Below are 26,950 nucleotides of genomic sequence, written 5' to 3' on the forward strand. Positions count from 1 at the left end.
TTTCACACTATATTTTTTCGTAAATCTGGAAGAGTGTGGTGAATAAATACACAATTGTGGAGTCACAAGGGAATGTCCGGCGCAACCCTGCACGATACGCACCAGCCTGTTTCCGGCTTTAAACGCCCTGCAACTCTTCGGTTTGCCCCCTATCGGGTGGGGAAAGCCGGGGTTTACAGTCTGCTGCAAAATCTTGCCCGCTATCTGTCGCCTCTTGTTCTGGTGCTTCTGTGGCAAACAGCCTGTTCGACAGGCTTTCTCTCCACCCGACTGGTGGCTTCTCCAGCCCAGATTCTGACAACGGGGTGGGGGCTTGTGCATGATGGCACGTTGCCGACCAATCTGGGTGTTTCCCTACTGAGAGCTGTCACGGGTCTTTCATTGGCTCTGCTTGCTGGAACTAGTCTAGCTCTGATCTCGGGTCTCTCCCGGATTGGGGAGAATATTGTGGATGCTCCTCTTCAAATTCTCCGCACATTGCCGGTTCTTGCCCTGGTTCCACTATTTATTCTGTGGTTTGGAATTGGTGAGACGCCAAAAATTCTTTTGGTGGCACTTGGCTCCACATTCCCCATCTACCTCAATTTGCATAAGGGGATCCGCTCGATTGATCCCAAACTGCTGGAGATGACCCGGACTCTCCGGCTCTCCCGCACCCAGACCATCCGTGATGTGATTCTGCCCGGCGCATTGCCTGATCTGTTGGTGGGTATTCGGTTTGCTGTAGGGATTTCCTGGCTGATGCTGGTAGTTGCCGAGCAAGTGAACGCTGATAGCGGTATTGGACACATGATGATGGATGCACAGGATTTCCTGCGCACTGACATCATTTTTGTCGGTCTTGCGATCTATGGACTGCTGGGGCTGGTTTCTGATCAGTTCGTTCGTTTCCTTGAACGGCAGGCGCTTGTCTGGCGTCCTGTTCATCTGTCGGGAAGAGGAGGGCGGTGATGAGCAGTCTTGCGTCGGTTTCTTCAAAGCCCTCTCTTTCTTCTTCCGTTGTCAGTGTTACAGGCCTGAGCCGTCGTTTCGGTGATGGTCCCCGGGTGCTGGATCATCTGAATCTGAATATTGCTCCCGGGGAATTCGTGGCCCTGCTTGGGCACAGTGGTTCTGGAAAATCCACGCTGCTCCGCACGCTTGCCGGACTTGATCCGGTCACGGAGGGAGACGTTTTACGTCCTGAAGAAATTTCTGTCGTTTTTCAGGAGAGCCGTTTGCTGCCTTGGAAAAAGGTGTGGCGGAATATCACGTTGGGACTTGAAAATGCCACCCGGGAACAGGCTCTGCCGGTTCTCGAGGAAGTTGGCCTGGGGCACCGGGTGGATGCATGGCCTTTGACGCTTTCCGGTGGAGAGGCGCAGCGCGCAGCACTGGCTAGGGCTCTGATAAGGGAGCCGAAGTTTCTGATGCTGGACGAACCATTCGCGGCATTGGATGCGCTGACCCGCTTACGCATGCAGGAACTGGTGTCCGCCTTGTGGCAACGCCATAAAAGTGCAGTGCTTCTGGTGACCCACGATGTAGATGAGGCTTTGTTACTGGCCGACCGCGCTATTGTACTTGATGCCGGGCGCATCAAGGTGGAATTGCCGATTTCTCTTCCCCGGCCCCGTCGTCATGCTGACCCCGAATTTGAAAGATTGCGTTCCGCGCTTTTGAAACATCTTGGTGTTCACTGAGGGTGCTGTTGGCGAACCCACGATAGGGTTCGCCAATTTTTTATTACAAAGCTTCGGGGGTAAGACGTCCTTCGAAAGCAACTGCATCAAGCGGTACGCGGCCTGACGGTTTTTCTTTTCCCTGAAGGCTTTCTGGTAATTGTGAGATTTCACCACGATGGCCAATGACAATGGCCGCATGGACAGCATGATCTTCCGGAAGCTCAAGTCCAGCATGGGCAAGACTTTTATCAAAACCACTGATGGGATGAGTGAACCATCCGTTCTGGTTGGCCTGCAACTGGATCAGGATGCTCGCTGCACCTGCATCGAAGGCATGGCTGGGTGCTTCGACCGGCTCTCCGGTGCTTGGGCTGTTGGTTACGGATCGCGAAACAACATAGACAATCGCAGAAGCATTCTCAGCCCATGAGCGGTTGAAAGGAATCAACCAGGAAAGAAAACGTTCCCAATCGCTCGTATTCCGTCGAGCATAAATAAAGCGCCACGGCTGCGCATTGTATGCGGAAGGCGCCCAGCGCCCGGCATCAAGAAGCTTGAGAAGGTCCGCCTGTGTGATTTCATCGGGTTTGAAAGCACGGGGCGACCAGCGATTGAGGATGAAAGGGGCGACAGAGGAATGGGCCTCGCGTTCAGTGGGCGATGTCATAAATTCTGTTTCTCCAACACATTCGCAGACAAGAAGTATGCGAGTTTCTGGCCTATTACACCAGAGGGTTGTCAGTCGGTTTTCGGCTAAGTGATAGACGGAGGTATCGGATTTTCACTTGATTTGTTGCACCGAAGATGAAGCCTCTTGCGGCCTATCAAGAACTCAACGCTTTATGTCACTGGCGATAGTCTTTGGTGAACTCACGGAATTCAGCTCCCATGGTATAGATTACAGCGGTCTTGCATAGGAAAAACCTGTATTAATGAAGGCAACATGCATTTTCACAGGAATGGCTTCCTGTCTGCCGCAAAATATGGTTGCTCTCAATTTGTGAGAAATGGAAAGAGAGCATCCGAAAAAACCTGATCCAGATTAATGTTTGGGCTTATTAGATGCTGCAGGGTGAAGACATCCGCAACGGTATGCGCGCTCTGGATATCAGAGGGCGTCCAACGCCGAGGTCTGTAAGGGCGATTCTGTTCGTCCAGATTGCGCAGTACAACATTTTCGGGAATCTGAATGACAGGTGAGACGATTTTTGCCCATTGCGCCTTGTTCTGTGTAAGGCGTGTATAAGCTTTGCCAAGACGCAGGATGTAATCTGCTGCGGCAGCTTGAAAGGCTGGATCAGGAAGTTTTGTCGGGTTGACGCCGATGAAATAATGCCCAGACAGAATATCTTTGGCACTTTCCAGAATACGGGCAGAACCATCTGCCTCCAGTAGCGGGATGACATAGCCATAGGTAGCCCATGCATCGAGGCTTCCTGATTTCAGGGCGGTCAGTCCCTGGCTCATGCCCAGAGGAATAGGAATGATATCTGCGAGAGTAAGGCCGGCTTTCTGGAGCATGCGGATAAGAAAATAATGCGCTGTAGTAGAGCGGATGTACCCCACCTTCTTGCCACGCAGATCGGTAAAAGAGCGTGCTGTTGAATGTGAAGGAACCACGACGGCCTGATCGGTTGTGGGGCCATCCATGGTCGCCACGACTTTCACATTTGCACCAGAGGCTGCGATAAAGACGAGCGGAATCTCACTCCATCCACCAAGATCGATGGCATTGGCATTGATGGCCTGAGCGATGAGATTGCCTGAATTGAATTCGCTGAATTCCACCTTGTATGGAAAATCAGCAAGTCCCGTGGCTGGTAGAAGTGTGGAATCCATGCCGCGAAAGCTGGCAACACGCAAAGTTACGGAAGAAAGATCTGTAGCATGGGCGGAGTGGGTATTCATAAAGTCTGCGGCACCCAAAAAGGCGAGGGTGCCAATCCCGAAACGGCGGCGGGAAAGAGGTTTTTCAAGAAAAGCCATGAGTTTCTCATTTTGAGTTGTCTGAAGAGGTGAGAGATAGATTCTTTCATTATCTTACGTTTTTCAAATATGAAAAATTCTTTTTTATCAAATGAATGTTTTTGTTTAGTCGTCGGTGAGAAGGAAGTATCCGTCAATTCTGGCTTTGATATTAGTTGATAGACGATGTGAGTCTGATTTGGAGATACCGGAAGATGAAGAACCCATGATTCTTCATCTTCCTTTACTCTTGCAGACGAGACAGAAATCACAATGCATGCACGGCAGGACGCGATTCACTCTGAACGTGTTGGAAACCGGCGTTTCCGCTCCTCTTTCCTGTTTCAGACGACGTGCTGTGCCACACTTCTGCTGACGTCTGCACAGGAACTGTTCGCGGCGGAAACGCATTCCAAAACATCCTCTCCCCTAGGTGTATCGACTGATAGGGCTGCGGCGAAAAAGCCCCCTCGCCAGCCGAAAGCACCACAGGCCATGCACGCAGCGGGGCAAGGCGAAACGATCAGTGTATCAGGAAAAAGTCGTACTGCGCGCAAGGACGCGGTCCTGCAGAAAACACCTTCTTCCGCTTCGCTGTTATCAGCTTCCCGATTGCAACGTCTGGGCGTGCAAAGCACAAAGCAACTCGCGAGTGTGACACCCAATCTTTATATTCCCAACAATATGCCCGGTTATTCAGTCACGAATTATTTTATTCGCGGGATCGGTGAGATTGATCCGCAGGGTGAACCTTCAGTTGGAACCTATATCGACGGAGTCTATCTGCCGAGAAATATGGGGAACATGCAGGAACTTTTGGATGTAGAAAATATCCAGATTGATCGAGGGCCTGTCACATCCATTGGGCATCAGTCTGAAGGTGGTGCGGTTCACATCAACACGCTTGTCCCGACGAATAAAAGACGTGTCGTCGCACAGACCGGTTATGGCACATACAATGAATGGCAGGTCAGTGTGGCAGCCAGCGGTGCCATCCTAAAAGACAAGGTATACGGCAGTATTGCTTTCGATCACCACGCACGTGGTGGTATCGATCACAACTATGCGGTAGGCAAAGATGTTAACAATATCGATTATACACAGGGCCGTGGAAAACTGCGTTTCACCCCGAATGAAGACTGGGATATCACGCTGGCCGTTGATGGCACGGTGGATGGCAGCACAAACCGTGGTGCAGGAAATCTTCTGAACTATTACAAATTTGGCAATTATAACCCGGCTTATCCGAAGAACAGCTACGTGGAAGCCGGATTTACCGGCAATGTCCGCTATACGATTTCACCACGCCTGACACTGTATTCGATCACGGGTATTCGTGGTTATGATGACAAGGGTATGTACGATAATTTCGGGGATATCTATTCTCGATCTTCCCAGCAGCTATCTTACAAGGATCGGATGTATTCCGAAGAACTGCGTCTGCATGGTGATTATGGCAAAGTCGATTTCAATGTCGGCGCCTATTTCCTTTACGAAGACTGGTTCACAAATCGTAATGCCAACAATCCTTATGGGACGATGACAAACGATCCGGCCCAGATTCGCTACCTTCCCGTCAATGCGGCAATCGATCAGCTTAACCGTAACTGGGCTGTTTATGGAGAAGCGCATTACCACATTACGCCAAGACTCACTTTTACTGCGGGTTTACGGTTCAACTGGGAAAATCATTCGAATTCAGAAACCCTGAGTTATCTGGTTGGTGGAAATCATCTCACCACGGTCGCAAACCAGCTTTCCACCCTCCTTTCATCAAATCCCGAAGGTGGCGTGGCATGGCAGGCTTCCGCACATAAAAGCTGGATACAGTTGCTTCCCAAAGGGGCTCTGACATGGCAGGCACTCCCGCATCTGATGACCTATGCTTCGATCTCGCAGGGCGGGAAATCAGCCGGATATGATTTTCGCGCACAGTCGCCTGCGGCAACGGGAAGCCAACAGGCCACCATTCCTTTCAGACCTGAAATTGTCACGACATATGAAGTCGGTCTCAAATCCGACCCAGTGCCGGGACGGGTGCGTTTTAACGGTGCGCTTTTCTGGAATCAGTTTGACGATATCCAGCTGACCACCGCTGATCCATCCACAGGTCTTACGCGGCGATTTAACGCAGGAAAAGGACATTCAGCGGGAGCAGAGCTCGAAACATTCGTAAAGATTACTCGTGATCTGGATTTGCATTATACAGCTTCCTATCTTTATTCCGTTCTGGACAAATTCAATGGACAAGCCAGCCACATCACACTGGCGAATGGCACTTCTTACAATACAACGCCTTATGCAGGCGCACCCCTACCGTGGGCACCGCGTTTCCAGACCGCCGGCTCGTTGACTTACCATATCCCGGTCAAATTGCCGGGGACATTTCATATCGGTGCTGATGTGTCTTTCCAGACAGGAATGCATACGACATCACTAGCCAACACTCAGGATCGCATCCCTCCCCAGACTTACGTGAATGCTATGGTGAGCTGGGCTAGTCCCGACACACGCTGGCTGATACAGGCACAGGCGAGAAACCTTCTCGATCGCCGATATCTGCAAGGCACATCCTTCGCTCAGGGTAACGGTGTGCCGGTCTATTATACGGGTTACTTCTCCGATCCACGGACAATCTATGTGACGGCCCGCTTTACACTCTAAATATTCTGTCTTGTGGGAAAGTTGAAAAGGGGATGGAAAACCATCCCCTTTCTTATTTGCATTCTGCAATCGGGGAGAATTTTTGTCTTGTCGATAAAAAAAGGAGAGCGACAGAGTGCTCTCCCTTTCATTACTACTGATAAAAATCTATTCCAGAACAGAGAAACCGTGCGTCCCGTCACGCTCCAGTTGAGCGACGAGACCGAACTCCCAGTCGAGATAGGCCTGCATTGCCGCGTGGGCATTGTCGGTGCCTTCGTATGGGCGTTTGTAAACGTCAATAGGGGCAGACAGTCTGTTGTTTTCGGAAAGACCCGTTTCAACCAGTCGTCCTGACGCTTTCCAACCGTTTGTACCCCCTTCCAGGATACGGGCTTCAATACCGATTTCAGCAAGATGGACGGCCGCGATATGTGCGGCAACACCATCAGGAGACGTCAACACGATATCTCTGGCTTCCATTACACGGTTGTTGGTCGCGATATCCGAAGGGAGAATGAAAGATGCGCCCGGGATATGGGCTTTGCGAAAGATAGGACTGGTTGCAAGGTCAAGTAGCAGAGGGGCTTGAGGACCAGAAAGTGCGGATGCCAATTCGTCACTGTTGAGTGCGGCAACAGAAGGAAGGGGCTTTGCCAGCAAAACAGGTTCTGGACCGGTCGCATGCGGCAAACCTGTCCAGTCATCAAGGACGTAAACTTCCTGCCACCCCAACTGGCGCAGCCAATGCGCGGTCATGCGGGCCCGGACACCATCTGTGTCGGTAAGGACGATTGTCCCATGACGTACACCTACCCATTCGTCCGTCGCCTGAATGAGCTGTCCTCCCTCTGCGGAGCGAAAGCCTGTCAGATGATCGGCTTCGTATTCCTCAGGCGTACGTACATCCAGCCGATAGAGCGTGCGGTCCTGATCTTTTTCCAGATCGTTCAACTGTTGCGGCGTGATGATCCGCACGCCTGTGCGTTCTGCCAGTTTCTGGGCTTTAAGCCGTGCCTGTTCGTGATTGTCCTTTGTAGGACTGGCTGCTTTTCTGGAAGCGCCATGGTCGAGATCAAAACCGGCGAGCGTCCAGCCAATCGTGCCATTGCGCAGCGCAAAGACCGGATTGGGGATCTCTGCATTGACCAGCGACTGCGTGCCGATGATCGAGCGCGTGCGACCGGCGCAGTTGACGATCACGGTTGTTTCCGGAGACGGGGCGATATCGCGGACCCGCAATGCGAGTTCTCCTCCCGGCACGGAACGTCCACCGGGGATCGACATCACGTTGTATTCGATGAAGCGTCTCGCATCGAGAATGACAAGGTCCTCTCCGCGTGCAATGCGGGCGTGAACCTCTTCCGCAGGCAGAGAAGGTGTGTGCCGGATATGCTCGACCAATTCGCCAAAGGATTTTGAAGGAACGTTCACATCGATGAACAGTTCACCACCGGAAAGACGCCAGCCTTCTAGCCCCCCTGTAAGAACCGAAACATCCGTATATCCCAGACGTTGGAGCAACGTGACGGCAGGATGAGCGCGACCTTCTCCATTATCGTAAACCACAACAGGCGCAGTCCGACGTGGTATGAGACCCGCGACACGTTCCTCTATACGCCCAAGGGGAAGATTGACTGCGAAAAGCGGGTGCCCCGTTGCGTAAGGCGCTTCTTCACGCACATCCAGAAGAGCGATTTCCTGTCCATTTCGCAGCCTTTCCCGGACAGATTCGGAAGAGGTTTCGGCAATAGGGGCTTCAATAGAAGAAATTACGTTCATGCCGCATGCCTTTCACGGGAGCGATCCCACAGATTGGGTATTTCTTCGCTGGAATAACCGGAGATAAAGGATTTTTCCTTGCCAGTCTCCGGGTCATAGGTGGCGCGGGCGACGCCGCCGATATTGGCGCCATAGACGTGGATGGAAATGGATATCCGGTCTTCGAAGGCATTCGCGACCTGATGATAATCATTCACGCCGGGCGTTAATGCCGCGACTTCGCCCGGTTCAAGGAATGTTGTTTCCGTGGCGCGAAAATGTCCGTCCGCATCACGTTCAAACTGCGTCTCGCTTTCGCGTCCGCGCAGCATCCCAATCAGACCCCAGACACGATGATCGTGCAAGGGCGTTTTCTGTCCCGGTCCCCAGACGAAGCTCACGACCGAGAAGCGTTCCAGAGGGTCGCAATGCAAAAGATACTGGCTGTAACGCTCAGGATTGGGACGAGCGAATTCTTCAGGAAGCCAGTCATCACGTGAAACCAGCGTGTTCAGAAGAGAAGCGCCTTTGGCCTGAAGTGTCTGAAGATCGCGCGTGGAATCATGTATCTTCGTAAATTCAACAATGAAGTCACGAAGCGGGGAGATCGTGGTCATGTGGCTGCTCTTGTTCGTGTCATGGAAAATCAGTCGAGAAGATCGGGTTCCTGTGCGACGATCCAGTCCCACAGCGGCTGAAAGGAAAAATATCCTCCCAGAGCGGTGCCCACCTGGGCGGCGGTTTTGCGGGCGATGTCGGGTGCGATCGGTTTCACTGTGCCAGCGGCCTGAGCCAGCAATTGTGCATGGGCGGCATTGTCCATGGTGATGAACCACCATGCTGCGGCTTCCACTGAATCACCTACCGTCAGCAGGCCGTGGTTTTGCAGAATGATGGCCTTGTTGTTGCCAAGGGTTTCAGCAAGTCGGTCGCCCTCGCTGTCATCAAGGACGACACCGGAAAATGGGTCGAAAACAGCGTGATCTTCGTAAAAGGCGCAGGAATCCTGGGTGAGAGGCAGGAGGGGTGTGCCAAGTGCCGAAAATGCCTTGCCGTAGGTGGAATGCGTGTGGGCAGCAGCGATGACATCCGGGCGCGCTTTGTGCAGGGCCGAATGGATCGTGAAACCTGCTGTGTTGATAGGGCGATTTCCTATCAGGATGTTGCCTTCATGATCGACAAGCTGGAGATCGGAGGTTCGGATCTGAGAGAAATGCACACCGAGAGGATTGATCCAGTATTGTTCAGGAAATTCCGGGTCACGCGCCGTGACATGCCCCGCCAGCCCCTGATCGAAACCGTAGCGTCCGAACAGGCGGAATGTTGCGGCGAGACGTTGCTTGCGGTGCAGGCGCTCTTCCTCATGGGAGGCGGCGGGCTGGCGCGGCTCGAGGCGGAAGGAGCGGGCTTTCGGAGCACTAACGGGCGCGATGACGTTCATGAGCGGTATTCCTTGTTTCTGGCGTTACCCGCGATGACGTTCAGTAGCCGCGAGCAGGATCGATAAGGTCGAGGAGCGGTTCGCCCCGGAGATAGTGCGAAAGGTTGGTGCGGATGCGTCGGACGAGATTGTCCTGCACGGAGGGGCCGACCCAGCTGATGTGCGGGGTCAGGCGAACACGTGGGTGGGTGTAGAGGGGATGTCCCTCGGGAAGCGGCTCCGGAGTTGTGACATCCAGCGTGGCGAAGGCCGGACGCCCTGCATCAAGCGCGCGTAGGAGAGCATCCTGATCGATCAGACCCCCGCGCGCGATGTTGACCAGATGCAATCCTGAACGGGCCTGTCGCAGGATATCGGCGTTCACGATGTGCCGTGTTTCCCGTGTCAGCGGCATGGCCAGCACGAGGTGGTCTGACTTGCGGAATAGCGCGGCTAATGATGCGGCAGGTTCAATGCCGTCTTCCCGCTCCGTCCATGGACCGCGACGCAATACGCGGACGTTCATGCCAAAGGCACGTGCCCGACTGGCGACGGCGCGTCCTATCGCGCCATACCCCGCCAGCCCGAGCGTGCGTCCCTGTAGGGTGCCGGTGACAGGCGCGTGGCGAAACGGTGCTGTGATCGTTTCCCATTCCTGTGGTGAAGTCGGGTGAAGCGCATCGACCTGCCGCTCATGATGCAGCAGGGCCGAGATCACATATTCCGCAATGGGCGTTGCGGCATCGCCACGCCCGCAGGTGACAAGACGTCCTTCCGTCAGCCATTTGGGAAAGCTGTCGATTCCAGCGGAGGCAATCTGTACCCACCGTGGGCCATCCTGCCATTCCGGAGGTGGCGCAGAGGGAGCCTCTGACCAGGCGCGCGACGGACCTGTGAACAGGATGTCCGCGCCTTGTGTGTGCCATGGCGCGGCGTGGTCGCGGTTTCCCGAAATCACACGCACCTGCTCCGTGTAATCAGCCAGAAGATGGGCGACAGGCCCACCAATCTGGTCGAGAAGCAGGGGGCGGATGGGTGAGGTGACCATGACGTGTTCAGGCAGCCTGCACGGCGTTGCGCGCATCTTCTGCCGCGATCAGTTGCCGTACGAGCGGGATCAGGTCACGCCCATATTCATAGGCATCCAACAGAGGATCGAAACCGCGGATCAGGAAGGTAGAGATGCCAAGCCGGTAATAATCGATCAGAGCTTCAGCGACCTGTTCCGGTGTGCCAACAAGCGAGGTGGAGTTGCCCTTTGCACCGGTCAGGGCGGCAATGCCTGTCCACAGTCGTTTGTCGAGGCGGCTGCCCTGAGCCGCGGCGGCAAGCAGGCGGCGGGAGCCTTCGTTGGGAATATCGGCTGAGCGGGTGAAGCCGGTTTTTTCCTGAAGGGCGCGGGCTTTTTCAAGGATACGATCAGCCCGGGCCCAGGCGGCTTCTTCCGTCTCGGCCAGTACCGGACGAAGCGAGAGTGAGAAACGGGGCGAACGGCCATGTTTTGCCGCCGCAGCGCGAACGCGGGCGACCGTTTCGGCTACCTGTTCGTATGTTTCGCCCCACAGGGCATAAACGTCCGCGTGCTTGCCGGCCACGTCTATCGCTTCAGGGGAGGAACCGCCGAAATAGACAGGAATGCCGCTTTCCCGATAGGGGCGGACAAGAGAATTAGCGCCATGCACATCATAGAATTCCCCTTTGTAGTCAAAAGGGGCGGTTTCGCTCCATTCGCGCCGCACGATATCGAGATACTCACTCGTCCGGGCATAACGCTGCGCCTTGTTGGTGTGGTCGCCATCCGCCTGTAGTTCCAAATCACTACCACCCGTGATGATATGAACGGCGACACGTCCTTTCGTGATGTTGTCGAGCGTCGCAAACTGGCGTGCGGCGATGGTTGGCGCATTGAAACCGGGGCGATGAGCGATCAACAGTCCGAGATCAGGGGCTGCGGCAGACGCATGCTGCGCTACCAGAATGCTTTCCGGTGAATTCGAATGGAAGGCCACGAGAACACGGTCGAATCCGCCATTTTCGTGAATTTTTGCTGCTGTTTCTATATGTTTTGGATCGACGCTTGGACCCTTGGACGGAATGATCTCGGACTGGTTGTGGCTGCCGACATAGCCGATGAATTCGACGGGCATGATGGACTCCTAAATATCACTAAAATTAGTAGTTAATAATAAAATTAACGCTTGAAAAATGACAAAAAGCAAGCGAGGAATGCTCAAGATGCACTTCATCCCCGTTAATATGATGTCTTCGACGGGGTCTGAGACCAGAGGCTTCGCATGTCACAAACCGCTCATTCCTCTCCCGGCCTGTCCCTGCCTCAACGTATGGCGCGCAATGTGCCGACCGAACTGTTGCGGTCCTTCGTCGCTATTGTGGAGGCGGGTTCCATGGCGCAGGCGACGGAGACGATCTTCCTCACCCAGTCCGCGCTGAGTCTACAGATGAAACGGCTGGAAGATGTGCTCCAGCAAAAGCTGTTCCGTCGTGATGGGAGGCGGCTGATCCTGACTCCCATTGGCGAAGAGCTTGTGAACTACGCGCGCCAGCTTCTCGCTCTGAATGACCGCATCATGAGTACGCTGGGGCAGGATTCAGAGCCTGAACCGATCAGTGTCGGTATGGTGCAGGATTTTGCCGATACGCTTCTTCCTGATGTGCTCGGGCAGTTTCGGCTCGCGCACCCACGGTCACGGCTGGTGGTGCGTGTGGGTGGGTCGGCGGAACTGCTGGAAATGTTCGACCGTTCCCGTCTGGATCTGGTGCTCTGCCTTGGGCAGCATGGTGATCGTTCGGGCGCAAGCTGGGATGTCGTCGGGCGTGACAATATGGCGTGGATTGGCGATCCGGGAATTGCCGAACAGTCCGAAGTGCCTCTGGTTCTTCTTGAGCCACCCTGCCGTTTTCGGGATGCGGCTCTGCGTGTCCTGACACAGGAACGACGCGATTACCGGCTGGTTCTGGAAACCCCCAATCTGCCAGCCATGCGGGCAGGCGTGCGGGGAGGGCTTGGAATCAGCTGCCGGACACGCCGTTTTGCCACAGCGGAAGGGCTACCCACCATCACGAGCGATGCCTTGCCGGTAGTGCCTGAAATCGAAACCATTCTTGTGCGACGCAATCACCTGTCGGACGCGGCCAACGATCTGGGAGACCTGCTGGGCATCGCCGCACGTGCTTGAACGATGCTCAAGGAACGGATGAAAAGAACTCCTTATGAGTCAGAGAAACTTCGCGGCAGGATCGGAGCGTTCTGATCTTCGCAACGAGGCTTCTCATGACATCATCCGTATCCACCGGTCCTCTCCGCGCGCAATTCCGGGCTCTGGAAGAAGAGCGGGAGCGGACATGGCCCCCCGAAGCTCTGGCCGTTAATGTCAACCAGCGTGCGCTTCTGGTGCGTGAGCACGGAAAATCCGGACACGTTGTGCAGGAGGGCGATGTGCTTCCTTCCGTCACGTTGCCGACTGTGGAGGGTGGGACAGTCTCGCTGGACGATCTGGCCGAGAACGGTCCTGCTGTGCTGGTGTTTTTTCGTTTTGCTGGTTGTCCTGCCTGTAATATCGCCCTCCCGCATTATCGCGACACGCTCTGGCCGGAACTTAAATCCGCAGGCATTCCCCTGTTGGCGATTTCGCCCCAGCCCGCCTCGGCGCTTTCAGAAATTGCTACGCGTCACGAACTTCCTTTCCCCGTCGCTTCTGACACGGGACTGGAATTGGCCCGCGAACTGGGCATCACTTACAGGTTCGATGAACCCTCCCGTCAGGCGGCTGTGTCTAAAGGGGGAAAGAGCGCGGCACTGAACGGTCTCGATGACGTCTGGGAACTTCCGAAACCCGCAGTCGTGGTGGTGGGGCCGGGACGGGTTGTGCAATTTGCTGATGTCTCACCCGACTGGATGGATCGCACGGAAAGCGACCGTGTGCTCGCGGCGCTTGGCCTGAACAGAGGAGAGGCGTCTCATGCCGCTTGATGGTAACGTGTCTTCTGGAATCTCTCTTGTAGAAGCCGAGCTTTTCCGTGAAGCCATGAGTCGTCTCGGCGCGCCGGTCACGATTGTGACGACGGATGGCCCCGCGGGACGACATGGTCTGACAGTGTCCGCGATTACAAGCGTGAGCGATACGCCGCCCACTGTGCTCGTCTGCCTGAACCGGAGCAATCGCTCTCATGAGGCATTTCGGCAGAATGGCGTGGTGGGGATCAGCATTCTTGGACACGGACATGATGGGGTGGCGGGGATTTTTGCGAGTTCCCGTCGCACGTCAGAGGAGAAATTTGCAGTCGGGCAGTGGCGTGTAGGCACAACGAGGGCGCCGCTCCTTGATGATGCGGCAGTGACGTTGGATTGCACGGTCGATGATATCAGGACATCCGGCACCCATGACGTGCTGTTCTGTGCTGTCCGGAATATTGTAATCAGTGAGCAGGCTGCGGCCGGTCTGGCATGGTGTGGTCGTACTTTCCACCACCTGCCTTTCGCACCGGAAAGTCTGTCGCAGAACTCGGCCTGATTCCCGGAGGTTCAGGCCCCTTCTTTTGCTTCCTTGAGCGCCTGCTGCGTGAGACGCTGTTCATTGCGTTTCAGAAAAACGCCCATGCCGAAAAGAGTGATGATGGTGACAATGCCGATCAGGATTCCGGTGGGGCCGGAGACCTGGGAAATCTTGCGGCCCAGCAGATAGGTCCCGAAGGTCCATCCGCCCGCCCAGCATGCGCCGCCCAGTGCATTGAAGAGCATGAAGCGCTTCCAGTGCATGTTGCAGGCTCCGGCCAGAATGGCCACGAACACGCGGACAATGGAAACAAAGCGGCCGAAGAAAACGATCGCGCTGCCATGATGCCGAAAAAGATATTGGCCCAGAATAAGGCGGTCTGTGGTCAGGCCAATGCGTGAGCCGTATTTTTCCAGAAGGGGCAGACCGAAATGGCGGCCGATGAGATAACCGAAATTATCCCCGATGATAGCACCGGCCACTGCGGCCAGCGCCACGCCTTCAATGGCCAGATGATGGGTTGTCAGGCAGTAGATTGATGCCGTGATGATGCAGGTTTCGGCCGGCACGGGAATACCCATGCTCTCCATCAGAACGATAATGGTGACAATGCCATAGCCGTAATGATGAAGGAGGCTATCCAGATGATGGAACAGCTTGATCTATCCTTGGTCTGACAACAGGCTGGGCATCATGCCGGTTGATTTGCCTCAATGGGAATGGGGTTTGTTGCATGCCAGCTTCTCCCCTCCAGAGGCGGGGGAGAAGGAACTCGGTACGTGTTTCAGATTCCCGGCAGTTCGTTCACCGTAACGATGCGCCAGTTGCCGTCATGACATTCAAGAATGGTCAGGGAGAGATTCTGGACGGAAAAATGGAGAGCCGTGTCCGCGCTGATGTGAAGGGCATGCGCCAGTGCGGCGCGGATGGCGCCCCCATGACTGACAACGACCATATCCTGATGGGGATGCGCGGCAGCCAGTCGATCGAGTGATTTGCCGACGCGGCTACAGACATCGGCCATGCTTTCGCCACCCGGCGGTCTTTCCGCGCCCGAGACGGGCCAGAAATAATGAGGCGTCTGTTCCAGTCGCGTTGGAAATTCCGCGTGGGAGAGGCCCTGCCACTGTCCGAGCGCCTGTTCGAGCAGTCCCGGTTCCACCGTCAGCGAACGGGAACCGTATCCCGCTTTCTGGATTGCTTCAGCAGTGACCCGCGTGCGGGACAGGGGCGTGATGAACCATAAGGCATCGGCAGGCAGACGGCGTGCAAGGGCCGTATACATGGGCTGCTGTGATACGAGACTGTCGGAACAGAGTGGCACGTCCATTGTGCCGTACATCATCGCCCGTGCGTTCTCTTCCACGACGGCGTGCCGGATGAGCCAGAACCGTGTGATGCCTGCTTCCAGACGGGGGGCATCGAGAACATTGCAATAATTCTGCTCACGTTCGAGGCAGGGAGCAGACGGGGCCGACGTCATCATATGTCTCCATTCTGTTGCGAAAAACTGTAGGCGGCTGAGTCGTTTCTGATCACCGGCGCATAGGTCGGCAAGGGGTCGTGCTTTGCGATTCGATGCCAATGTCGGCGAATTAGCGAAATTTTCTCCAGAATGCGGCGTGCATCGGAAATTTCCTGCGCCATTCTGACTTCGGTGCCCAGCGCCGCGTGAGATGGTTCGCCTGAAAGCAGTCGCGCTCCTGCCGAGATACGCAGCGCACCAGCCGGTTTGCCATCAAGAGCATCGGACGGCAGGGCGACAGGTTGCCCTATATGGCACAACAGGCCCGCAACCGGACTGCTATGTTCCGGCTCATGTTCCGTGAAAAGTGGACGGAGATCGGCGTTGAGCCAGCGATAGAGTTTGCGGGCCTCTTCGAGACCAAGAGGTACGAACGGCTCTTCCGCCGCACGATCGGGTGCGCGGACGAGGAAACTCAGGATCGTTGTTCTGTCATCCCAGGCATCGGGATAAGTCGGACGCAAGGGCGCGGGCGTGTTGAGTAGCAGCAAGTCATTCCGCTTACCGATGGCGTCGCGGATGGCATTGAGAAAGCGGTCCAGCCTCCAGCAAAGCTCGGTTGCCGGAACATCCTGCAAAGCCTTCATTTCCGCGAGAGCCGTCACCCAGCGCAGGATGAGACCGTGGTTCACGACATCCGAAAGATTCGCGGTGGCATGACAGGCTGGCCATTCATTACGGCCCGCATAGGCGCGCAGCCCTACGGGAAGCTTTCCGCCGTCGAGTCTCTTGCGCCATGCCGTAGGGATCAGCAGTGCGCCGCAAAAGGGTGGTCCGGTGAAGAATTTTGAGCCCGTCACCATGACGGCGCGGCCACTCCGCACCCAGTCCCCCACACGCTTCGGCACCAGTCGCGCCTGACAGGCATCCACAACAATATCGCATTGCGGGCCGAAGCGGGCCGAGATGTCGATCAGCGTCTCTTCTCTCGGCGCCAGAAGACCCGTTTTGGACAGGTCAAGCTGATGCAGCAGCATATGACGCCCTGCTTCGATCCCGGCCATGACGCGGTTTTTGCAGTCTGCCGCCAGTATGTCGGCAGGCACCTGCGATCCGTCCTGTTCCCGCAGCGCGACATGTTCGATTGCAGCGGCTCCCTGACGACCAAAGCCATCGATCAGTTCTCCCCGCGCAACATGGGAAAGACGGGCGGTATCGTCGGCATAGTGTCGACCAGCGGCGGCGAGAGGGACACCGCGGCCGGTTTCGTCTGGAGCAATAAGGATGTTGGTGACCGGCCGGTGGTCATCATTCATTTCAGCGATGGCCAGCGCGGCCAGTTCACAGTCTGTCCCCGATGGCGCGAGAACGACGCATTCGCCGTCCGGCAAATGGTAAAAGTGCGCCAGAGCCTCTCGCGTCTCGCGCGCCATATCGGCCAGAACCGTCTGCCCTCTGTCCTGTAGAACTGCCCGTTGAAGACGCAGACGTGCCTGTTCGGCTGCGGCGAAACCTCGCTCGGAAACGGATGAAGCGGTTGAGGAAGCAAATGTTGCGGCCCACGGCCGCGGGCGATGCGAGCAGCCGTAATGGTTGAGACCCGTGCGTGGATCGAGTTGCAGGCGTGCATCGCCGCCAGCAGCCATGAGCGTTTCAGACGGACCCAGCAGGGCATTGGAGCGCGTCAGCCATGCGGAGAGCGCTTCAAATATTTCAGGTTCGCAGGAAGTCGGGGTGACCCAGTCCGGGGAGAGGCATGCTTTCAGAGTAGGCCAGAGAGCGGACAAGGCGACAGCCGATGGAGGAGCGTCGGCCGCAAGAATGTCCAGTGAGTCGGCTCGGTTCTGTTCATGTGGGCTGTCGAAGTTGCGGAAAATGACAGCGGTGCGTGCCGCCGCGAAACAGGCCCGTAGAACATGCGTGGGACTCATGGCGGCATGAAGCAGAGCCGCGAGTTCGAGAGCGAAACGAAGGCGCCAGACATCCCTGCCGTCAGCCAGACGGGAGGCGAGCGTTTGTGAGACAAGAATGCTTCCTGCCTTGGTGACCCTGAAGGGCGCGCCAAAATTCGCCACAATCTGGAGTGACAGATCTACGCTAAGAAAGCGGAGATCAGGGCGCTCCAGGACGCGGAGGTCGGCCATCACCGGGGAACGTGCCAAGATGGAAGCATCCGTTTGCCGTTAAATGGACATCAAGCATGCCACAAGTATGGTTAATGGGATACTCAGGACGTTATGACTGACGGTATCGTTAAATAAACGTGCACTGTCTGGCGGTTATGGAATAGCTCGGCTATAGGCACAGAGGCCTTATCAGGTACTCGGAACGGGATGATTTGATGCGTATTCTACTTACGGGCGGATGTGGGTTCATTGGATCCGCCGTCGTGCGCCACATTATCGGCGCGACCGACCACTCGGTTCTCAATGTCGACTGCATGACTTACGCCGCCTCTCCCGAAACAGTGGCAGAAGTTGCATCCTCGGACCGTTACACATTCGCGCAGGTCAACATCACGGACGGCCCCGCACTGGCGAAGCTGTTCGCGGAGTTCCGTCCCGACGCCGTCATGCATCTGGCCGCCGAAAGCCATGTGGACCGCTCGATCGACGGCCCCGGCGTGTTCATCCAGACCAACGTGGTCGGAACCTACACGCTGCTCGAAGCCGCCCGCGGCTACTGGCAGACGCTGGACGAAGCCGCCCGCAAGGCGTTCCGCTTCCACCATATCTCCACCGACGAAGTCTTCGGCGCGCTGGAACTGGACGATCCTCCGTTCACCGAAACCACTCCGTACGACCCCCGCAGCCCATACTCCGCCTCCAAGGCGTCGTCCGACCATCTGGTCCGCGCCTGGTATCACACCTACGGTCTGCCGACCTTCGTGACCAACACCACGAACAATTACGGCATCTGGCACTTCCCGGAAAAGCTGATCCCGCTGGTGACGATCAACGCCATCAAGGGCAAGGAACTGCCCGTCTACGGCAAGGGCGAGAACGTCCGTGACTGGCTGTTTGTCGAAGACCACGCTAAAGCGCTGGTGAAGGCCGTGGAAGTTGGCGAGCCGGGCGAGACCTACGCCATCGGCGCGCGTCAGCCCCGCACGAACCTCGAAGTCGTGAAGACCATATGCGCCGTCCTCGACGAACTGAAGCCCGATCCGGCTGGACCGCGCGAACGCCTCATCCGCTTCGTCACCGACCGCCCCGGCCACGACTTCAAATACGAAATCGACCCCACCCACGCCGAAAACGCGCTGGGCTGGAAGGCGAAGCACAATTTCGAAACAGGCATCCGCCGCACCATCCAGTGGTATCTCGACAATCGGGACTGGTGGGAAGCTATCCGAGCCCGTCGTTACACCGGTGAGCGCCTCGGTCAGGCCAAGAAATAGACGATCCGGGATAAACGAACATGAGCAAGACAGCCCCTGTCGAGACCAACATGAAGGGTATTCTGTTGGCTGGCGGATCAGGCACACGCCTGTATCCGATGACACTCGCGGCCAGCAAGCAGCTGCTGCCGGTCTACGACAAACCGATGATCTACTACCCGCTGACGACGCTCATGCTCGCCGGCATCCGGGACATCATGATCATCTCCACCCCCGCCGACCTGCCGCAGTTCAAGCGCCTGCTCGGCGACGGCTCGCAGTTCGGCGTCCGCTTCGAATATCGCGAGCAGCCCTCTCCGGACGGCATCGCGCAGGCGTTCCTGATCGCCGGCGAGTGGCTGAAGGGCAGCCCCTGCGCGCTGGTGCTCGGTGACAACCTGATCTTTGCCGACCACCTTTCCGCGCTTCTGCGGAAAGCCGGTCAGATCAAGAAGGGCGCGACGGTCTTCGCCTATCAGGTCCGCGATCCGGAGCGTTATGGCGTGGTGAGCTTCGACGAGTCAGGCAAGGCCCTGTCCGTTGAGGAAAAGCCTGCCGATCCGAAGTCCAACTGGGCCATTACTGGCCTCTATTTCTATGATGAGCGCGTGTATGATTTCGCGCAGAAGGTCAAGCCCTCCGCGCGTGGCGAGCTGGAAATCACCGATCTCAACCGCTTCTATCTGGAAGAAGGGTCACTCCGCGTCGATCGTCTCGGTCGTGGCTGCGCATGGCTGGATGCCGGACTGCCGGAGAGCCTGATGCAGGCCGGTCAGTTCGTTCACACCATTCAGGCGCGTCAGGGCATGCTCGTCGGGTCTCCCGGCGAAGTGGCGTTCCGGATGGGCTACATCAATGCCGATCAGTTGCGTATCCACGCTGCCAAAATGGGCAAGACGGAACTTGGACGGCTTCTGAAAGAACTGGCTGATCACGGTGCGCAGCACTGAGTTTGGTTCGATTTTTCAAACAGGGCGATTTAGCGAGGCTGATAAGGCCCGTTTGCACGGAGTAAGAGTTTATGAAGGTCGAGCGTCTGGCCATTCCCGATGTTATTCTCGTGACGCCTCCGCGATTCAGCGACAATCGCGGGTTCTTCTCCGAGACCTATAACATCAACCGCATGAAGGATGCTGGCATCGACCTTCCCTTCGTGCAGGACAATCAGAGCCTTTCCACCCAGAAAGGCGTGGTGCGCGGCCTGCACTGTCAGCTCGACCCGCATGCACAGGGCAAGCTCGTCCGTTGCACCAAGGGCGCAATCTGGGACGTCGCCATTGACGCCCGCACAGGTTCACCGACCTACGGCAAATGGGTGGCGGCCGAACTGTCCGAGGAAAACTGGTCCCAGCTGTGGATTCCGCCGGGCTTCCTGCACGGCTTCTGCACTCTCACTGCCAATGCTGAGGTGCAGTACAAATGCACCGGCCTCTATGACAAAGCGTCTGAACGCGCCGTGATCTGGAACAGCAAGGAACTGGCGATTGACTGGCCTATCAAGGCCGAGGACGCCATTCTTTCCGAGAAAGATCTGGTGGCGCCAGAATTCTCCGCAGCCAAGGGATGGTTCGAATACAAATGAACAGCACCGCCGATCATGCGCCGATCCTTGTGACTGGCGGAAATGGACAGCTTGCCACTTCGCTCGCCAACCTTGGTGGTGATCGTATCGATCGTGTCGGGCGTCCTGAATTCGATTTCGAAAAACCCGAGACGATCGAAGCTGTTCTCAGCGCTCACAAGCCTTCCGCCGTAGTGAATGCCGCTGCTTGGACGGCTGTGGATCTTGCTGAGACGGAAGTGTCCGGCGCCGAGGCGGCCAACTGCTCCGGACCGGTTCTGCTGGCTGAGGCCTGTGCGAAACGGGGCATTCCTTTCATCCATGTGTCCACCGACTATGTGTTCGCTGGAGACAAGGGCGCACCTTACGTCGAGACCGATCCGGTTTCTCCCCAGACCGTCTATGGCCGGACCAAGGCGGACGGTGAGGCGAAGATTCTGGAAGTCGATCCGCAGGCCATTATTCTGCGCACATCGTGGGTGTATTCCTCCCACGGCAAGAACTTCGTCCGCACGATGATCAACGCAGGCGCGAAAAACCCGGCGTTGAAAGTGGTGGGAGACCAGCGCGGTAATCCGACCAGTTCCGACGATCTGGCGGCGGCCATTCTCGACATCATCGGGCTGATCCAGCGTAGTGGCTGGAAAGACGAATACGCTGGCATTTATCATGCCTGTGGAACCGGTGAGGCAACATGGCACGAACTCGCGGTCGCGGCCCTTGAGGATGCAGCGCGTCACGGCCAGAAGATGCCGGAAGTCACGGCGATTCGTACCGAAGACTGGCCGACGCCGGCCAAGCGTCCCGCCGATTCCCGGATGGACAACGGCAAGCTGGACCTTGTCTTCGGTGTGAAGATGCCGCTGTGGCGTGAAAGTGTTGCGCGCACGGTGGATGAATTGTTCGCTGAGAAAGCGAACTGATCGCGCGCCGGTGATGCTCTCTTCTCTATGACGGAAGCAAATTCATCACCGGCGCTCGCTGCCCGACCTGTTTCATATACTATTTCTGCTTCCCCCACAGTAGCCATTCTGCTGTCCGTGCATAATGGGCAAGCTTTTCTGGACGCCCAGCTGGACTCTTTTCTCCAGCAACAGTACGAAAACTGGATTCTTATCTGGCGTGATGACGGATCGTCCGACGGTTCCAGCGCCATGGTGCAGGCGTTTGCCGCCCGCTGCGCGCCAGAGCAGTGTCGACAGATTATGGGGCCACAAACCACTGCCATGGGGATTGCTGCTTCCTACCTTCATCTTCTGAATCATGTGCCGCCTGACTGTCTGGTTGCTTTTTCCGATCAGGACGATGTCTGGTTCCCTGACAAGCTTGCACGCGGGGTGTCGGCATTAAGTGCATGTGCTGATGACCGCCCTGCGCTTTACTGTGCCCGTCAGATGTTGGCAGACCGCAATCTTTCGCCAATCGGTCTGTCTCCCGCTTTGAAAACGCCAGCAAACTGCCTGTCTGCGCTGGCCCAGAATATCGCTACCGGCTGCACTGTCCTTCTGAACGCCTCGGCCTGTCGCTTATTAAAAGAAACGGCTCCACCGCCGCCGCTGATTTTGCATGACTGGTGGGCTTACCTCACCGTAACGGCTGTCGGCGGCCATATCTGTGTGGATGAACGCCCTGCGTTGCTTTATCGGCAACATGGGGCGAACGCCGTAGGCTCGCCGCCCTCGTGGTTGCAGCGCGGTTATGCCGCTTTAAGACGCGGACCAGGCTCTTTCATGCGGATATTCCGGTCGAATGTGGAATGGTTACTGGCCCGTCGTAATTTTCTTCCTCCTGCGACTGCTACGGCTCTGGAAGCTGTTCAGAGAGGGCTCGAAGGATCGATGCTCAGTCGGCTGCTGTTACTACGGCGTTTTCCGACCCTGACTCGTGTGGGCTGGGGTGAGCGCATGATGTTCCGGTTGTGGTTTCTCTGCGGCTGAAGCGACGGCTCCGGATTTCTCGGCTGCCTCCGCCAGTTCTTTCATATAACTCAGTAGCGAAGCGGTTCTCATCACGGTGAAGCCGAGATTTTCCATGGTGCGGATCGTCTCACGTGTGAGACCCGTTTTTTCCAGCAGAATATCTTCGTCACGTGTGCTCAGATTGGCCATCGCAGCGCCTTGGTTCAGTCATTCACGAGGCAATTTCACGACAGGGACGGTTAAAGCGAGGTTAATGTTTCGGGCCAATATTTGCGGCCTTCGGCGTATTCTGCAAGAACGCCTCTATTCCGACCAGACTACCCTGTAGGAGCGCGTTCATGTTTCTGGCCCACCGGAATGGTCAGCCGGCTCGAGCCGTCGAAACCGAAGCCGACGCAGAAGGCGCGATCTGGCTGGATCTGGTCGATCCGACCGATACCGAACGGGATCTGGCGGCGCGACTGACAGGAAAAATCATCCCTGAACGCGCAGATCTGGAAGAGATCGAAAGTTCCTCGCGTCTGCATACGGAAGATGATGCGGTCTATATGTCGTTGCCACTGGTGCATCGCACGGAGACTGAGCTTTATTCTTCTCCAGTCGGCTTTGTTCTTCTGCCCAACCGGCTCGTGACGGTCCGCTTCTCGGATTATCTTTCCTTCGACAATGCCGCGCGTCAGGTGGCGGAAAGTGAGACTTCACCACCGAGTGACGAAGTCGTGGTGATGATCCTTGAATGCATCGTCGATCGTCTGGCGGATATTCTGGAGCGCGTGGGGATCAATCTCAGCCAGCTCTCCCGGGACGTGTTTACGGGGTATGACCCCAAGAGCAGCAAACAGATGGCTTCATGGCAGCGCGCCATTTTGCGTCGTGTCGGTCAGGCCGAGGATTTTTCTTCCTTGGTCAGGGACAGTCTCCTTGGGCTGGACCGGATCGCCATTTTCATCAGCGAGAACCACAAGCACCTGCTGTCTCACGGGTTGGAGGCACGGCTCGCGACCGTGGGGCGTGACGTGACCTCGCTGACGGATTTCGTGGCGCAACTCTCGAACAAGATCCAGTTCCTGCTGGATGCGGCACTCGGCTTCATCAGCATTGAGCAGAACGACAGCATGAAGATTCTGACGGTGGTCAGCTTCATCGGGGTGGCGCCTACATTGATTGCCGGCATTTACGGCATGAACTTCAAGGATATCCCGGAACTGTCGTGGAGTTATGGCTACTGGTATTCGCTGGGAGCCATGGTGGCGTCGATTGCACTGCCGCTCCTGTGGTTCTGGCGCAAGGGCTGGCTCAAGGCCGGAACCCGCTAGGAGGCTTTCCGTTTGGGTTTCGAACAGAAGCATTCAGGAGTGAGTGACATGAGATCAGCAGCCTTCATGATTGTCACTCTGCTGGGTGCCTTCTCATTTATGCCAGCCGCGAGAGCGGAGACTGTCTCGCCTCAGATGCTGGCAGACAGATTGACACACGAACCCTGGCGTTATGGTGGGCTGTCTTCCGGAGGGAAGGAGAGTCTGGTGATCGGTCTGCATGGCACTGGACCAACATCTCTGGCCGGGGAGTTTGCCCAGTTGGATGCGCAGCGTCGCGCTGTTCGCATCGGCGCCTTGAGCGGCAGCATCACCCCTCCCTTGTCGGGTGTGATGGCGCACTGTGCCTTTACTGTCAGATTTCCGGACCAGATCATGAGCTTCGAAGGAGCCTGCGCGCCTGAGACGCTTTCCGGGACGATTGGCACACGGAAAACACCACGTTGGCTGAGCGCTCAGGTGGCGAATGCCTTTTCGCCTGATGCATCGCTGGGCATGTACTGGCTGACGGCGTCGGGTTTCAATGCGGCACTCTCTCCTGTTGCTTCGGGTTCCGCGAGATAAATCCGCGATACAAGAAAAGCTTGACAGTAAAGAGACCGGGCATTACTGGACAAGCACCATTGATAGATTCGTCTGTCGATGCGTTCCTTTACGACAGAGATTTTCGCCATTCGGATATTGGCTTTATTGTCATCCGGTCATGGACTGCGCCGTCAGATTCCAGACGAGCGAAAACCTTGGTCTCTCCCCGCTCTCTGCCTGCACATCAAGGCGCACTGAATGCATCTCGCTGAACTCAAGGCCAAATCACCGGCCGATCTTCTTTCCTACGCCGAAGAACTCGGCGTGGAGAATGCCTCCTCTCTTCGTAAGCAGGAGCTTCTTTTCGCCATTCTCAAGACACTGGCAGACAATGACCAGGCGATCTACGGCGAAGGCACACTCGAAATCCTGCCGGATGGCTTTGGTTATCTCCGCTCGCCGGAAGCCAATTACCTGCCCGGTCCGGACGACATCTATATTTCACCCCTTCAGGTGCGCCGCTTCGGCCTGCGCACAGGTGACACGGTCGAGGGCCAGATTCGCGCCCCACGTGACGGCGAGCGTTACTTCTCGCTGCTGAAGGTCAACACAATCAACTTCGAGCCGCCCGAAGCGGTCCGTCATCGCATCAATTTCGACAATCTCACGCCGCTCTATCCGGAGCGCCGCCTGCAGATGGAAGTCGAAGGGCAGGGCGAAGTCGAGCCGCCTCCGACCAAGGGCAAGAAAGGCACGCAGCGCGACTTTACGTCTCGCGTCATCGACCTTGTGTCGCCGATCGGCATGGGTCAGCGCGCACTGATCGTCGCGCCGCCGCGCACCGGTAAAACCGTGATGCTCCAGAGCATCGCCAGCTCGATTTCGGCCAACCATCCGGAAGTCTTCCTGATCGTCCTGCTGATCGACGAGCGCCCAGAAGAAGTCACCGACATGGCCCGCTCCGTGCGCGGCGAAGTCGTGGCTTCCACCTTCGATGAACCGGCCCAGCGTCACGTGCAGGTCACGGAGATGGTGCTGGAGAAGGCCAAGCGCCTCGTCGAGCACAAGCGCGACGTGGTCATCCTGCTCGACTCGATCACCCGTCTTGCCCGCGCCTACAACACCGTCGTCCCTTCATCGGGCAAGGTGCTGACCGGTGGTGTGGACGCCAACGCGCTCCAGCGTCCGAAGCGCTTCTTCGGTGCGGCCCGTAACATCGAGGAAGGCGGCTCGCTGACGATTATCGCCACCGCGCTGATCGACACCGGCTCGCGTATGGACGAAGTCATCTTCGAAGAGTTCAAGGGCACCGGCAACTCCGAACTCATCCTCGACCGCAAGCTCGCCGACAAGCGCGTGTTCCCGGCCATCGACATCACCAAGAGCGGCACCCGTAAGGAAGAGCTTCTGGTCGATCGCGCCACGCTCTCCAAGATGTGGGTGCTACGCCGTATCCTCGCGCCGATGGGCACGATGGACGCCATGGAGTTCCTGCTCGACAAGCTGAAATACAGCAAGTCGAACAACGACTTCTTTGAAGCGATGAACAACTGAGTAATGGACGCGCGGGCTTTTGTCCCGCGCGTCACTGTCATCCGGGCCTGAACGATCTCGACCTCAGGGAGGAGAGATCGGCATCCGTGCAATCAGGAACGGTGGTTTGCGAAGATCCTGCCCGTTGTGAAAGCGCGGCAGGCGCGTCCACTGGCCCAGAATCACATAAACATAATTTCTGTCGGCAAAAATCCCATCCGGCCAGACGAAGCGTGGATCTGAGGCGATCAGGTCGAAGCTGCCATCGGGGTTGCGACGAAAGACCGCATCATGGTCGGCGGCTGTCGTATAGATCCGGTTCCATGGATCGGTGGCGAGTCCGTCCGCCGCGCCTTTTTCTCCTTCATCGACAACAAGGCTTGCTAGCTGTTCTGAGCTGATAGAAAAATCAGCCAGTTTTGCCGTGGGCAGGCTGTACAGCCTGCGGCTGGCAAGAGGAGAATAGAACAGGGTGTCCGAGTTGGCGGACAACGTAATCCCATCCGCGCCACCGCCGGGAAACGTCGGATTTTTGGGGTCAAAGCGCAGCACACGACCATCGAGAACCGTCTGATATCCCTTGTCGGGAAGAACGGAAACCGTGCCAGCAAGAACGCGGCGCTGTTTGCCGGTGGCGATATCCGCCACCACGAGAGCCGGATGACCGCCGAACGAACTGTCGGCGATGAAGGCCGTGCCTTTTTCACCGTGTGTCAGGTCGATGCGCAGATCGTTCATATGGCTGTCAGGCAGTAGAGCATCCTTCAGCACAATACTGGCAATGACCTGCCCCGTTTTCGGGTTTAGACCCACAACCTTGGCGCCTCCCGGTTGAATGTCATGTCCCTTGATCTTGCCGTCATCAATGACCCAGATGTTGCCTGCGCTATCCGTTGTCATGCCATGGGGCGAGACCAGATGCTGGTCCGGCGCACCATTGCTTGAAGCGGAAAAGGCAGCGGAAGGAAACGGAATCAGGCGTCCATTTTTCCATTCCGCCAGAACTGGTCCTGCGTGATCCCCATCATGCTTGGGGAAAGTGAGGAACAGTCGGTTATCGACAACCACAATGCCTGACGGATCAGGTGACGGGATACTGGCGAGGATTTCCACCTGCCCCGTCGCCCCAAAGCCGGGATCATGGTTGTTTGTGATGGTGGGAGGCGCGGCGTGAGACAGGCCAGCCCACTGGAGCGGGGCTGCGCAGGTAAGGAGGGTAAGCAGGCTCACCCGAAAGGGCTGCTTTTTAGGAAAAAACCGATCCAAAAACAGGGGACTGCATGAT

At 56.6% G+C, this 26,950-nt stretch carries 25 protein-coding genes; 14 read left to right on the top strand and 11 right to left on the bottom strand.

Going from position 1 to position 26,950, the window contains the following annotated elements; genetic code table 11:
- Window positions 1-72 precede the first annotated feature (72 nt).
- Both ABF824_RS00875 and ABF824_RS00880 read left to right on the top strand, forming a co-directional pair.
- Window positions 73-951 (top strand): ABC transporter permease, encoded by an 879-nt coding sequence (locus tag ABF824_RS00875; RefSeq protein ID WP_415485920.1) that lies wholly within the window; start codon window positions 73-75, stop codon window positions 949-951.
- Window positions 951-1,682 (top strand): ABC transporter ATP-binding protein, encoded by a 732-nt coding sequence (locus ABF824_RS00880; RefSeq protein ID WP_415485921.1) that lies wholly within the window; start codon window positions 951-953, stop codon window positions 1,680-1,682. The genes ABF824_RS00875 and ABF824_RS00880 overlap by 1 nt, the downstream gene beginning before the upstream one ends.
- A 43-nt stretch (window positions 1,683-1,725) precedes the next feature.
- Here ABF824_RS00880 and ABF824_RS00885 read toward each other — a convergent pair whose 3' ends face one another.
- Window positions 1,726-2,331: a nitroreductase family protein gene (locus tag ABF824_RS00885; RefSeq protein WP_415485922.1), complete on the bottom strand. Its 606-nt coding sequence runs from the start codon at window positions 2,329-2,331 to the stop codon at window positions 1,726-1,728.
- A gap of 326 nt (window positions 2,332-2,657) precedes the next feature.
- Window positions 2,658-3,650, bottom strand: coding sequence for an ABC transporter substrate-binding protein (locus ABF824_RS00890; protein ID WP_415485923.1), 993 nt, complete (start codon window positions 3,648-3,650; stop codon window positions 2,658-2,660).
- A 252-nt stretch (window positions 3,651-3,902) separates the two neighbouring features.
- Here ABF824_RS00890 and ABF824_RS00895 point away from each other — a divergent pair, with 252 nt between their 5' ends.
- Window positions 3,903-6,293 (top strand): TonB-dependent receptor, encoded by a 2,391-nt coding sequence (locus ABF824_RS00895; protein ID WP_415485925.1) that lies wholly within the window; start codon window positions 3,903-3,905, stop codon window positions 6,291-6,293.
- Between the two features lie 147 nt (window positions 6,294-6,440).
- On the opposite strand, the gene ABF824_RS00900 is transcribed toward ABF824_RS00895, so the two are convergent.
- The 5 genes from ABF824_RS00900 to ABF824_RS00920 are packed head-to-tail and all read right to left on the bottom strand — an operon-like array spanning window position 6,441 to window position 11,600.
- On the bottom strand, window positions 6,441-8,054 hold the full coding sequence (locus ABF824_RS00900) for a rhodanese-like domain-containing protein (RefSeq protein ID WP_415485926.1): 1,614 nt from the start codon (window positions 8,052-8,054) through the stop codon (window positions 6,441-6,443).
- The gene (locus tag ABF824_RS00905; RefSeq protein ID WP_415485927.1) at window positions 8,051-8,650 is read right to left on the bottom strand and encodes a cysteine dioxygenase; all 600 of its coding nucleotides are present in this window, start codon (window positions 8,648-8,650) and stop codon (window positions 8,051-8,053) included. The genes ABF824_RS00900 and ABF824_RS00905 overlap by 4 nt, the downstream gene beginning before the upstream one ends.
- 29 nt (window positions 8,651-8,679) lie before the next feature.
- Window positions 8,680-9,474: a class II aldolase/adducin family protein gene (locus ABF824_RS00910; RefSeq protein ID WP_415485928.1), complete on the bottom strand. Its 795-nt coding sequence runs from the start codon at window positions 9,472-9,474 to the stop codon at window positions 8,680-8,682.
- A gap of 40 nt (window positions 9,475-9,514) precedes the next feature.
- Window positions 9,515-10,501 carry an NAD(P)-dependent oxidoreductase gene (locus ABF824_RS00915; protein ID WP_415485929.1) on the bottom strand — a complete coding sequence of 329 codons (987 nt, stop codon included), beginning with the start codon at window positions 10,499-10,501 and terminating at the stop codon, window positions 9,515-9,517.
- A 7-nt stretch (window positions 10,502-10,508) separates the two neighbouring features.
- On the bottom strand, window positions 10,509-11,600 hold the full coding sequence (locus ABF824_RS00920; protein ID WP_415485930.1) for an LLM class flavin-dependent oxidoreductase: 1,092 nt from the start codon (window positions 11,598-11,600) through the stop codon (window positions 10,509-10,511).
- A 147-nt stretch (window positions 11,601-11,747) separates the two neighbouring features.
- On the opposite strand from ABF824_RS00920, the gene ABF824_RS00925 reads away from it, so the two are divergent.
- From ABF824_RS00925 to ABF824_RS00935, 3 genes are all read left to right on the top strand, one after another.
- Window positions 11,748-12,650, top strand: a complete 903-nt coding sequence (locus ABF824_RS00925) for a LysR substrate-binding domain-containing protein (RefSeq protein WP_415485931.1) — start codon at window positions 11,748-11,750, stop codon at window positions 12,648-12,650.
- A gap of 95 nt (window positions 12,651-12,745) precedes the next feature.
- Complete coding sequence (locus tag ABF824_RS00930) at window positions 12,746-13,444, top strand: peroxiredoxin-like family protein (protein WP_415485932.1); 699 nt, start codon at window positions 12,746-12,748, stop codon at window positions 13,442-13,444.
- Window positions 13,434-13,985 (top strand): flavin reductase, encoded by a 552-nt coding sequence (locus tag ABF824_RS00935; RefSeq protein ID WP_415485933.1) that lies wholly within the window; start codon window positions 13,434-13,436, stop codon window positions 13,983-13,985. Before ABF824_RS00930 ends, ABF824_RS00935 begins: the two co-directional genes overlap by 11 nt.
- An 11-nt stretch (window positions 13,986-13,996) precedes the next feature.
- On the opposite strand, the gene ABF824_RS00940 is transcribed toward ABF824_RS00935, so the two are convergent.
- The 3 genes from ABF824_RS00940 to ABF824_RS00950 all read right to left on the bottom strand — a co-directional run bounded on the left by ABF824_RS00940 (window position 13,997) and on the right by ABF824_RS00950 (window position 17,594).
- Window positions 13,997-14,557 carry a DedA family protein gene (locus ABF824_RS00940; RefSeq protein WP_415485934.1) on the bottom strand — a complete coding sequence of 187 codons (561 nt, stop codon included), beginning with the start codon at window positions 14,555-14,557 and terminating at the stop codon, window positions 13,997-13,999.
- 194 nt (window positions 14,558-14,751) lie between these two features.
- On the bottom strand, window positions 14,752-15,453 hold the full coding sequence (locus ABF824_RS00945) for a histidine phosphatase family protein (protein WP_415485935.1): 702 nt from the start codon (window positions 15,451-15,453) through the stop codon (window positions 14,752-14,754).
- The gene (locus tag ABF824_RS00950; RefSeq protein ID WP_415485936.1) at window positions 15,450-17,594 is read right to left on the bottom strand and encodes a hypothetical protein; all 2,145 of its coding nucleotides are present in this window, start codon (window positions 17,592-17,594) and stop codon (window positions 15,450-15,452) included. The genes ABF824_RS00945 and ABF824_RS00950 overlap by 4 nt, the downstream gene beginning before the upstream one ends.
- Window positions 17,595-17,773: 179 nt before the next feature.
- On the opposite strand from ABF824_RS00950, the gene rfbB reads away from it, so the two are divergent.
- The 8 genes from rfbB (at window position 17,774) to rho (ending at window position 25,686) form a co-directional block, all read left to right on the top strand.
- Entirely contained in the window at window positions 17,774-18,832 is a 1,059-nt protein-coding gene (rfbB, locus tag ABF824_RS00955; protein WP_415485937.1) for a dTDP-glucose 4,6-dehydratase, read from the top strand.
- A 50-nt stretch (window positions 18,833-18,882) separates the two neighbouring features.
- Complete coding sequence (gene rfbA, locus ABF824_RS00960) at window positions 18,883-19,761, top strand: glucose-1-phosphate thymidylyltransferase RfbA (RefSeq protein WP_415485992.1); 879 nt, start codon at window positions 18,883-18,885, stop codon at window positions 19,759-19,761.
- A gap of 71 nt (window positions 19,762-19,832) precedes the next feature.
- Window positions 19,833-20,393, top strand: coding sequence for a dTDP-4-dehydrorhamnose 3,5-epimerase (rfbC, locus tag ABF824_RS00965; protein WP_415485938.1), 561 nt, complete (start codon window positions 19,833-19,835; stop codon window positions 20,391-20,393).
- Complete coding sequence (gene rfbD / locus ABF824_RS00970; protein ID WP_415485939.1) at window positions 20,390-21,295, top strand: dTDP-4-dehydrorhamnose reductase; 906 nt, start codon at window positions 20,390-20,392, stop codon at window positions 21,293-21,295. Before rfbC ends, rfbD begins: the two co-directional genes overlap by 4 nt.
- A 27-nt stretch (window positions 21,296-21,322) precedes the next feature.
- Entirely contained in the window at window positions 21,323-22,309 is a 987-nt protein-coding gene (locus ABF824_RS00975; RefSeq protein ID WP_415485940.1) for a glycosyltransferase, read from the top strand.
- Between the two features lie 320 nt (window positions 22,310-22,629).
- On the top strand, window positions 22,630-23,607 hold the full coding sequence (locus ABF824_RS00980) for a magnesium transporter CorA family protein (protein ID WP_415485941.1): 978 nt from the start codon (window positions 22,630-22,632) through the stop codon (window positions 23,605-23,607).
- Between the two features lie 48 nt (window positions 23,608-23,655).
- Window positions 23,656-24,171 (top strand): hypothetical protein, encoded by a 516-nt coding sequence (locus ABF824_RS00985; RefSeq protein WP_415485942.1) that lies wholly within the window; start codon window positions 23,656-23,658, stop codon window positions 24,169-24,171.
- Window positions 24,172-24,390: 219 nt separating this feature from the next.
- Window positions 24,391-25,686 (top strand): transcription termination factor Rho, encoded by a 1,296-nt coding sequence (rho, locus tag ABF824_RS00990; RefSeq protein ID WP_415485943.1) that lies wholly within the window; start codon window positions 24,391-24,393, stop codon window positions 25,684-25,686.
- 63 nt (window positions 25,687-25,749) lie between these two features.
- Here the strand turns inward: rho and ABF824_RS00995 are convergent, their stop codons facing one another.
- Entirely contained in the window at window positions 25,750-26,895 is a 1,146-nt protein-coding gene (locus ABF824_RS00995; RefSeq protein WP_415485944.1) for an L-dopachrome tautomerase-related protein, read from the bottom strand.
- Window positions 26,896-26,950: the final 55 nt, after the last annotated feature.

Origin of the sequence: Acetobacter sp. (assembly GCF_047721705.1) — a bacterium.
GTDB lineage: Bacteria > Pseudomonadota > Alphaproteobacteria > Acetobacterales > Acetobacteraceae > Acetobacter.

Bases quoted from the DNA above. Each gene is read 5' to 3' on its own strand.
- ABF824_RS00875 (WP_415485920.1), top strand. From the start codon at position 73: ATGTCCGGCGCAACCCTGCACGATACGCACCAGCCTGTTTCCGGCTTT.
- ABF824_RS00880 (WP_415485921.1), top strand. From the start codon at position 951: ATGAGCAGTCTTGCGTCGGTTTCTTCAAAGCCCTCTCTTTCTTCTTCC.
- ABF824_RS00885 (WP_415485922.1), bottom strand. From the start codon at position 2,331: ATGACATCGCCCACTGAACGCGAGGCCCATTCCTCTGTCGCCCCTTTC.
- ABF824_RS00890 (WP_415485923.1), bottom strand. From the start codon at position 3,650: ATGGCTTTTCTTGAAAAACCTCTTTCCCGCCGCCGTTTCGGGATTGGC.
- ABF824_RS00895 (WP_415485925.1), top strand. From the start codon at position 3,903: ATGCATGCACGGCAGGACGCGATTCACTCTGAACGTGTTGGAAACCGG.
- ABF824_RS00900 (WP_415485926.1), bottom strand. From the start codon at position 8,054: ATGAACGTAATTTCTTCTATTGAAGCCCCTATTGCCGAAACCTCTTCC.
- ABF824_RS00905 (WP_415485927.1), bottom strand. From the start codon at position 8,650: ATGACCACGATCTCCCCGCTTCGTGACTTCATTGTTGAATTTACGAAG.
- ABF824_RS00910 (WP_415485928.1), bottom strand. From the start codon at position 9,474: ATGAACGTCATCGCGCCCGTTAGTGCTCCGAAAGCCCGCTCCTTCCGC.
- ABF824_RS00915 (WP_415485929.1), bottom strand. From the start codon at position 10,501: ATGGTCACCTCACCCATCCGCCCCCTGCTTCTCGACCAGATTGGTGGG.
- ABF824_RS00920 (WP_415485930.1), bottom strand. From the start codon at position 11,600: ATGCCCGTCGAATTCATCGGCTATGTCGGCAGCCACAACCAGTCCGAG.
- ABF824_RS00925 (WP_415485931.1), top strand. From the start codon at position 11,748: ATGTCACAAACCGCTCATTCCTCTCCCGGCCTGTCCCTGCCTCAACGT.
- ABF824_RS00930 (WP_415485932.1), top strand. From the start codon at position 12,746: ATGACATCATCCGTATCCACCGGTCCTCTCCGCGCGCAATTCCGGGCT.
- ABF824_RS00935 (WP_415485933.1), top strand. From the start codon at position 13,434: ATGCCGCTTGATGGTAACGTGTCTTCTGGAATCTCTCTTGTAGAAGCC.
- ABF824_RS00940 (WP_415485934.1), bottom strand. From the start codon at position 14,557: ATGGAGAGCATGGGTATTCCCGTGCCGGCCGAAACCTGCATCATCACG.
- ABF824_RS00945 (WP_415485935.1), bottom strand. From the start codon at position 15,453: ATGATGACGTCGGCCCCGTCTGCTCCCTGCCTCGAACGTGAGCAGAAT.
- rfbB (WP_415485937.1), top strand. From the start codon at position 17,774: ATGCGTATTCTACTTACGGGCGGATGTGGGTTCATTGGATCCGCCGTC.
- rfbA (WP_415485992.1), top strand. From the start codon at position 18,883: ATGAAGGGTATTCTGTTGGCTGGCGGATCAGGCACACGCCTGTATCCG.
- rfbC (WP_415485938.1), top strand. From the start codon at position 19,833: ATGAAGGTCGAGCGTCTGGCCATTCCCGATGTTATTCTCGTGACGCCT.
- rfbD (WP_415485939.1), top strand. From the start codon at position 20,390: ATGAACAGCACCGCCGATCATGCGCCGATCCTTGTGACTGGCGGAAAT.
- ABF824_RS00975 (WP_415485940.1), top strand. From the start codon at position 21,323: ATGACGGAAGCAAATTCATCACCGGCGCTCGCTGCCCGACCTGTTTCA.
- ABF824_RS00980 (WP_415485941.1), top strand. From the start codon at position 22,630: ATGTTTCTGGCCCACCGGAATGGTCAGCCGGCTCGAGCCGTCGAAACC.
- ABF824_RS00985 (WP_415485942.1), top strand. From the start codon at position 23,656: ATGAGATCAGCAGCCTTCATGATTGTCACTCTGCTGGGTGCCTTCTCA.
- rho (WP_415485943.1), top strand. From the start codon at position 24,391: ATGCATCTCGCTGAACTCAAGGCCAAATCACCGGCCGATCTTCTTTCC.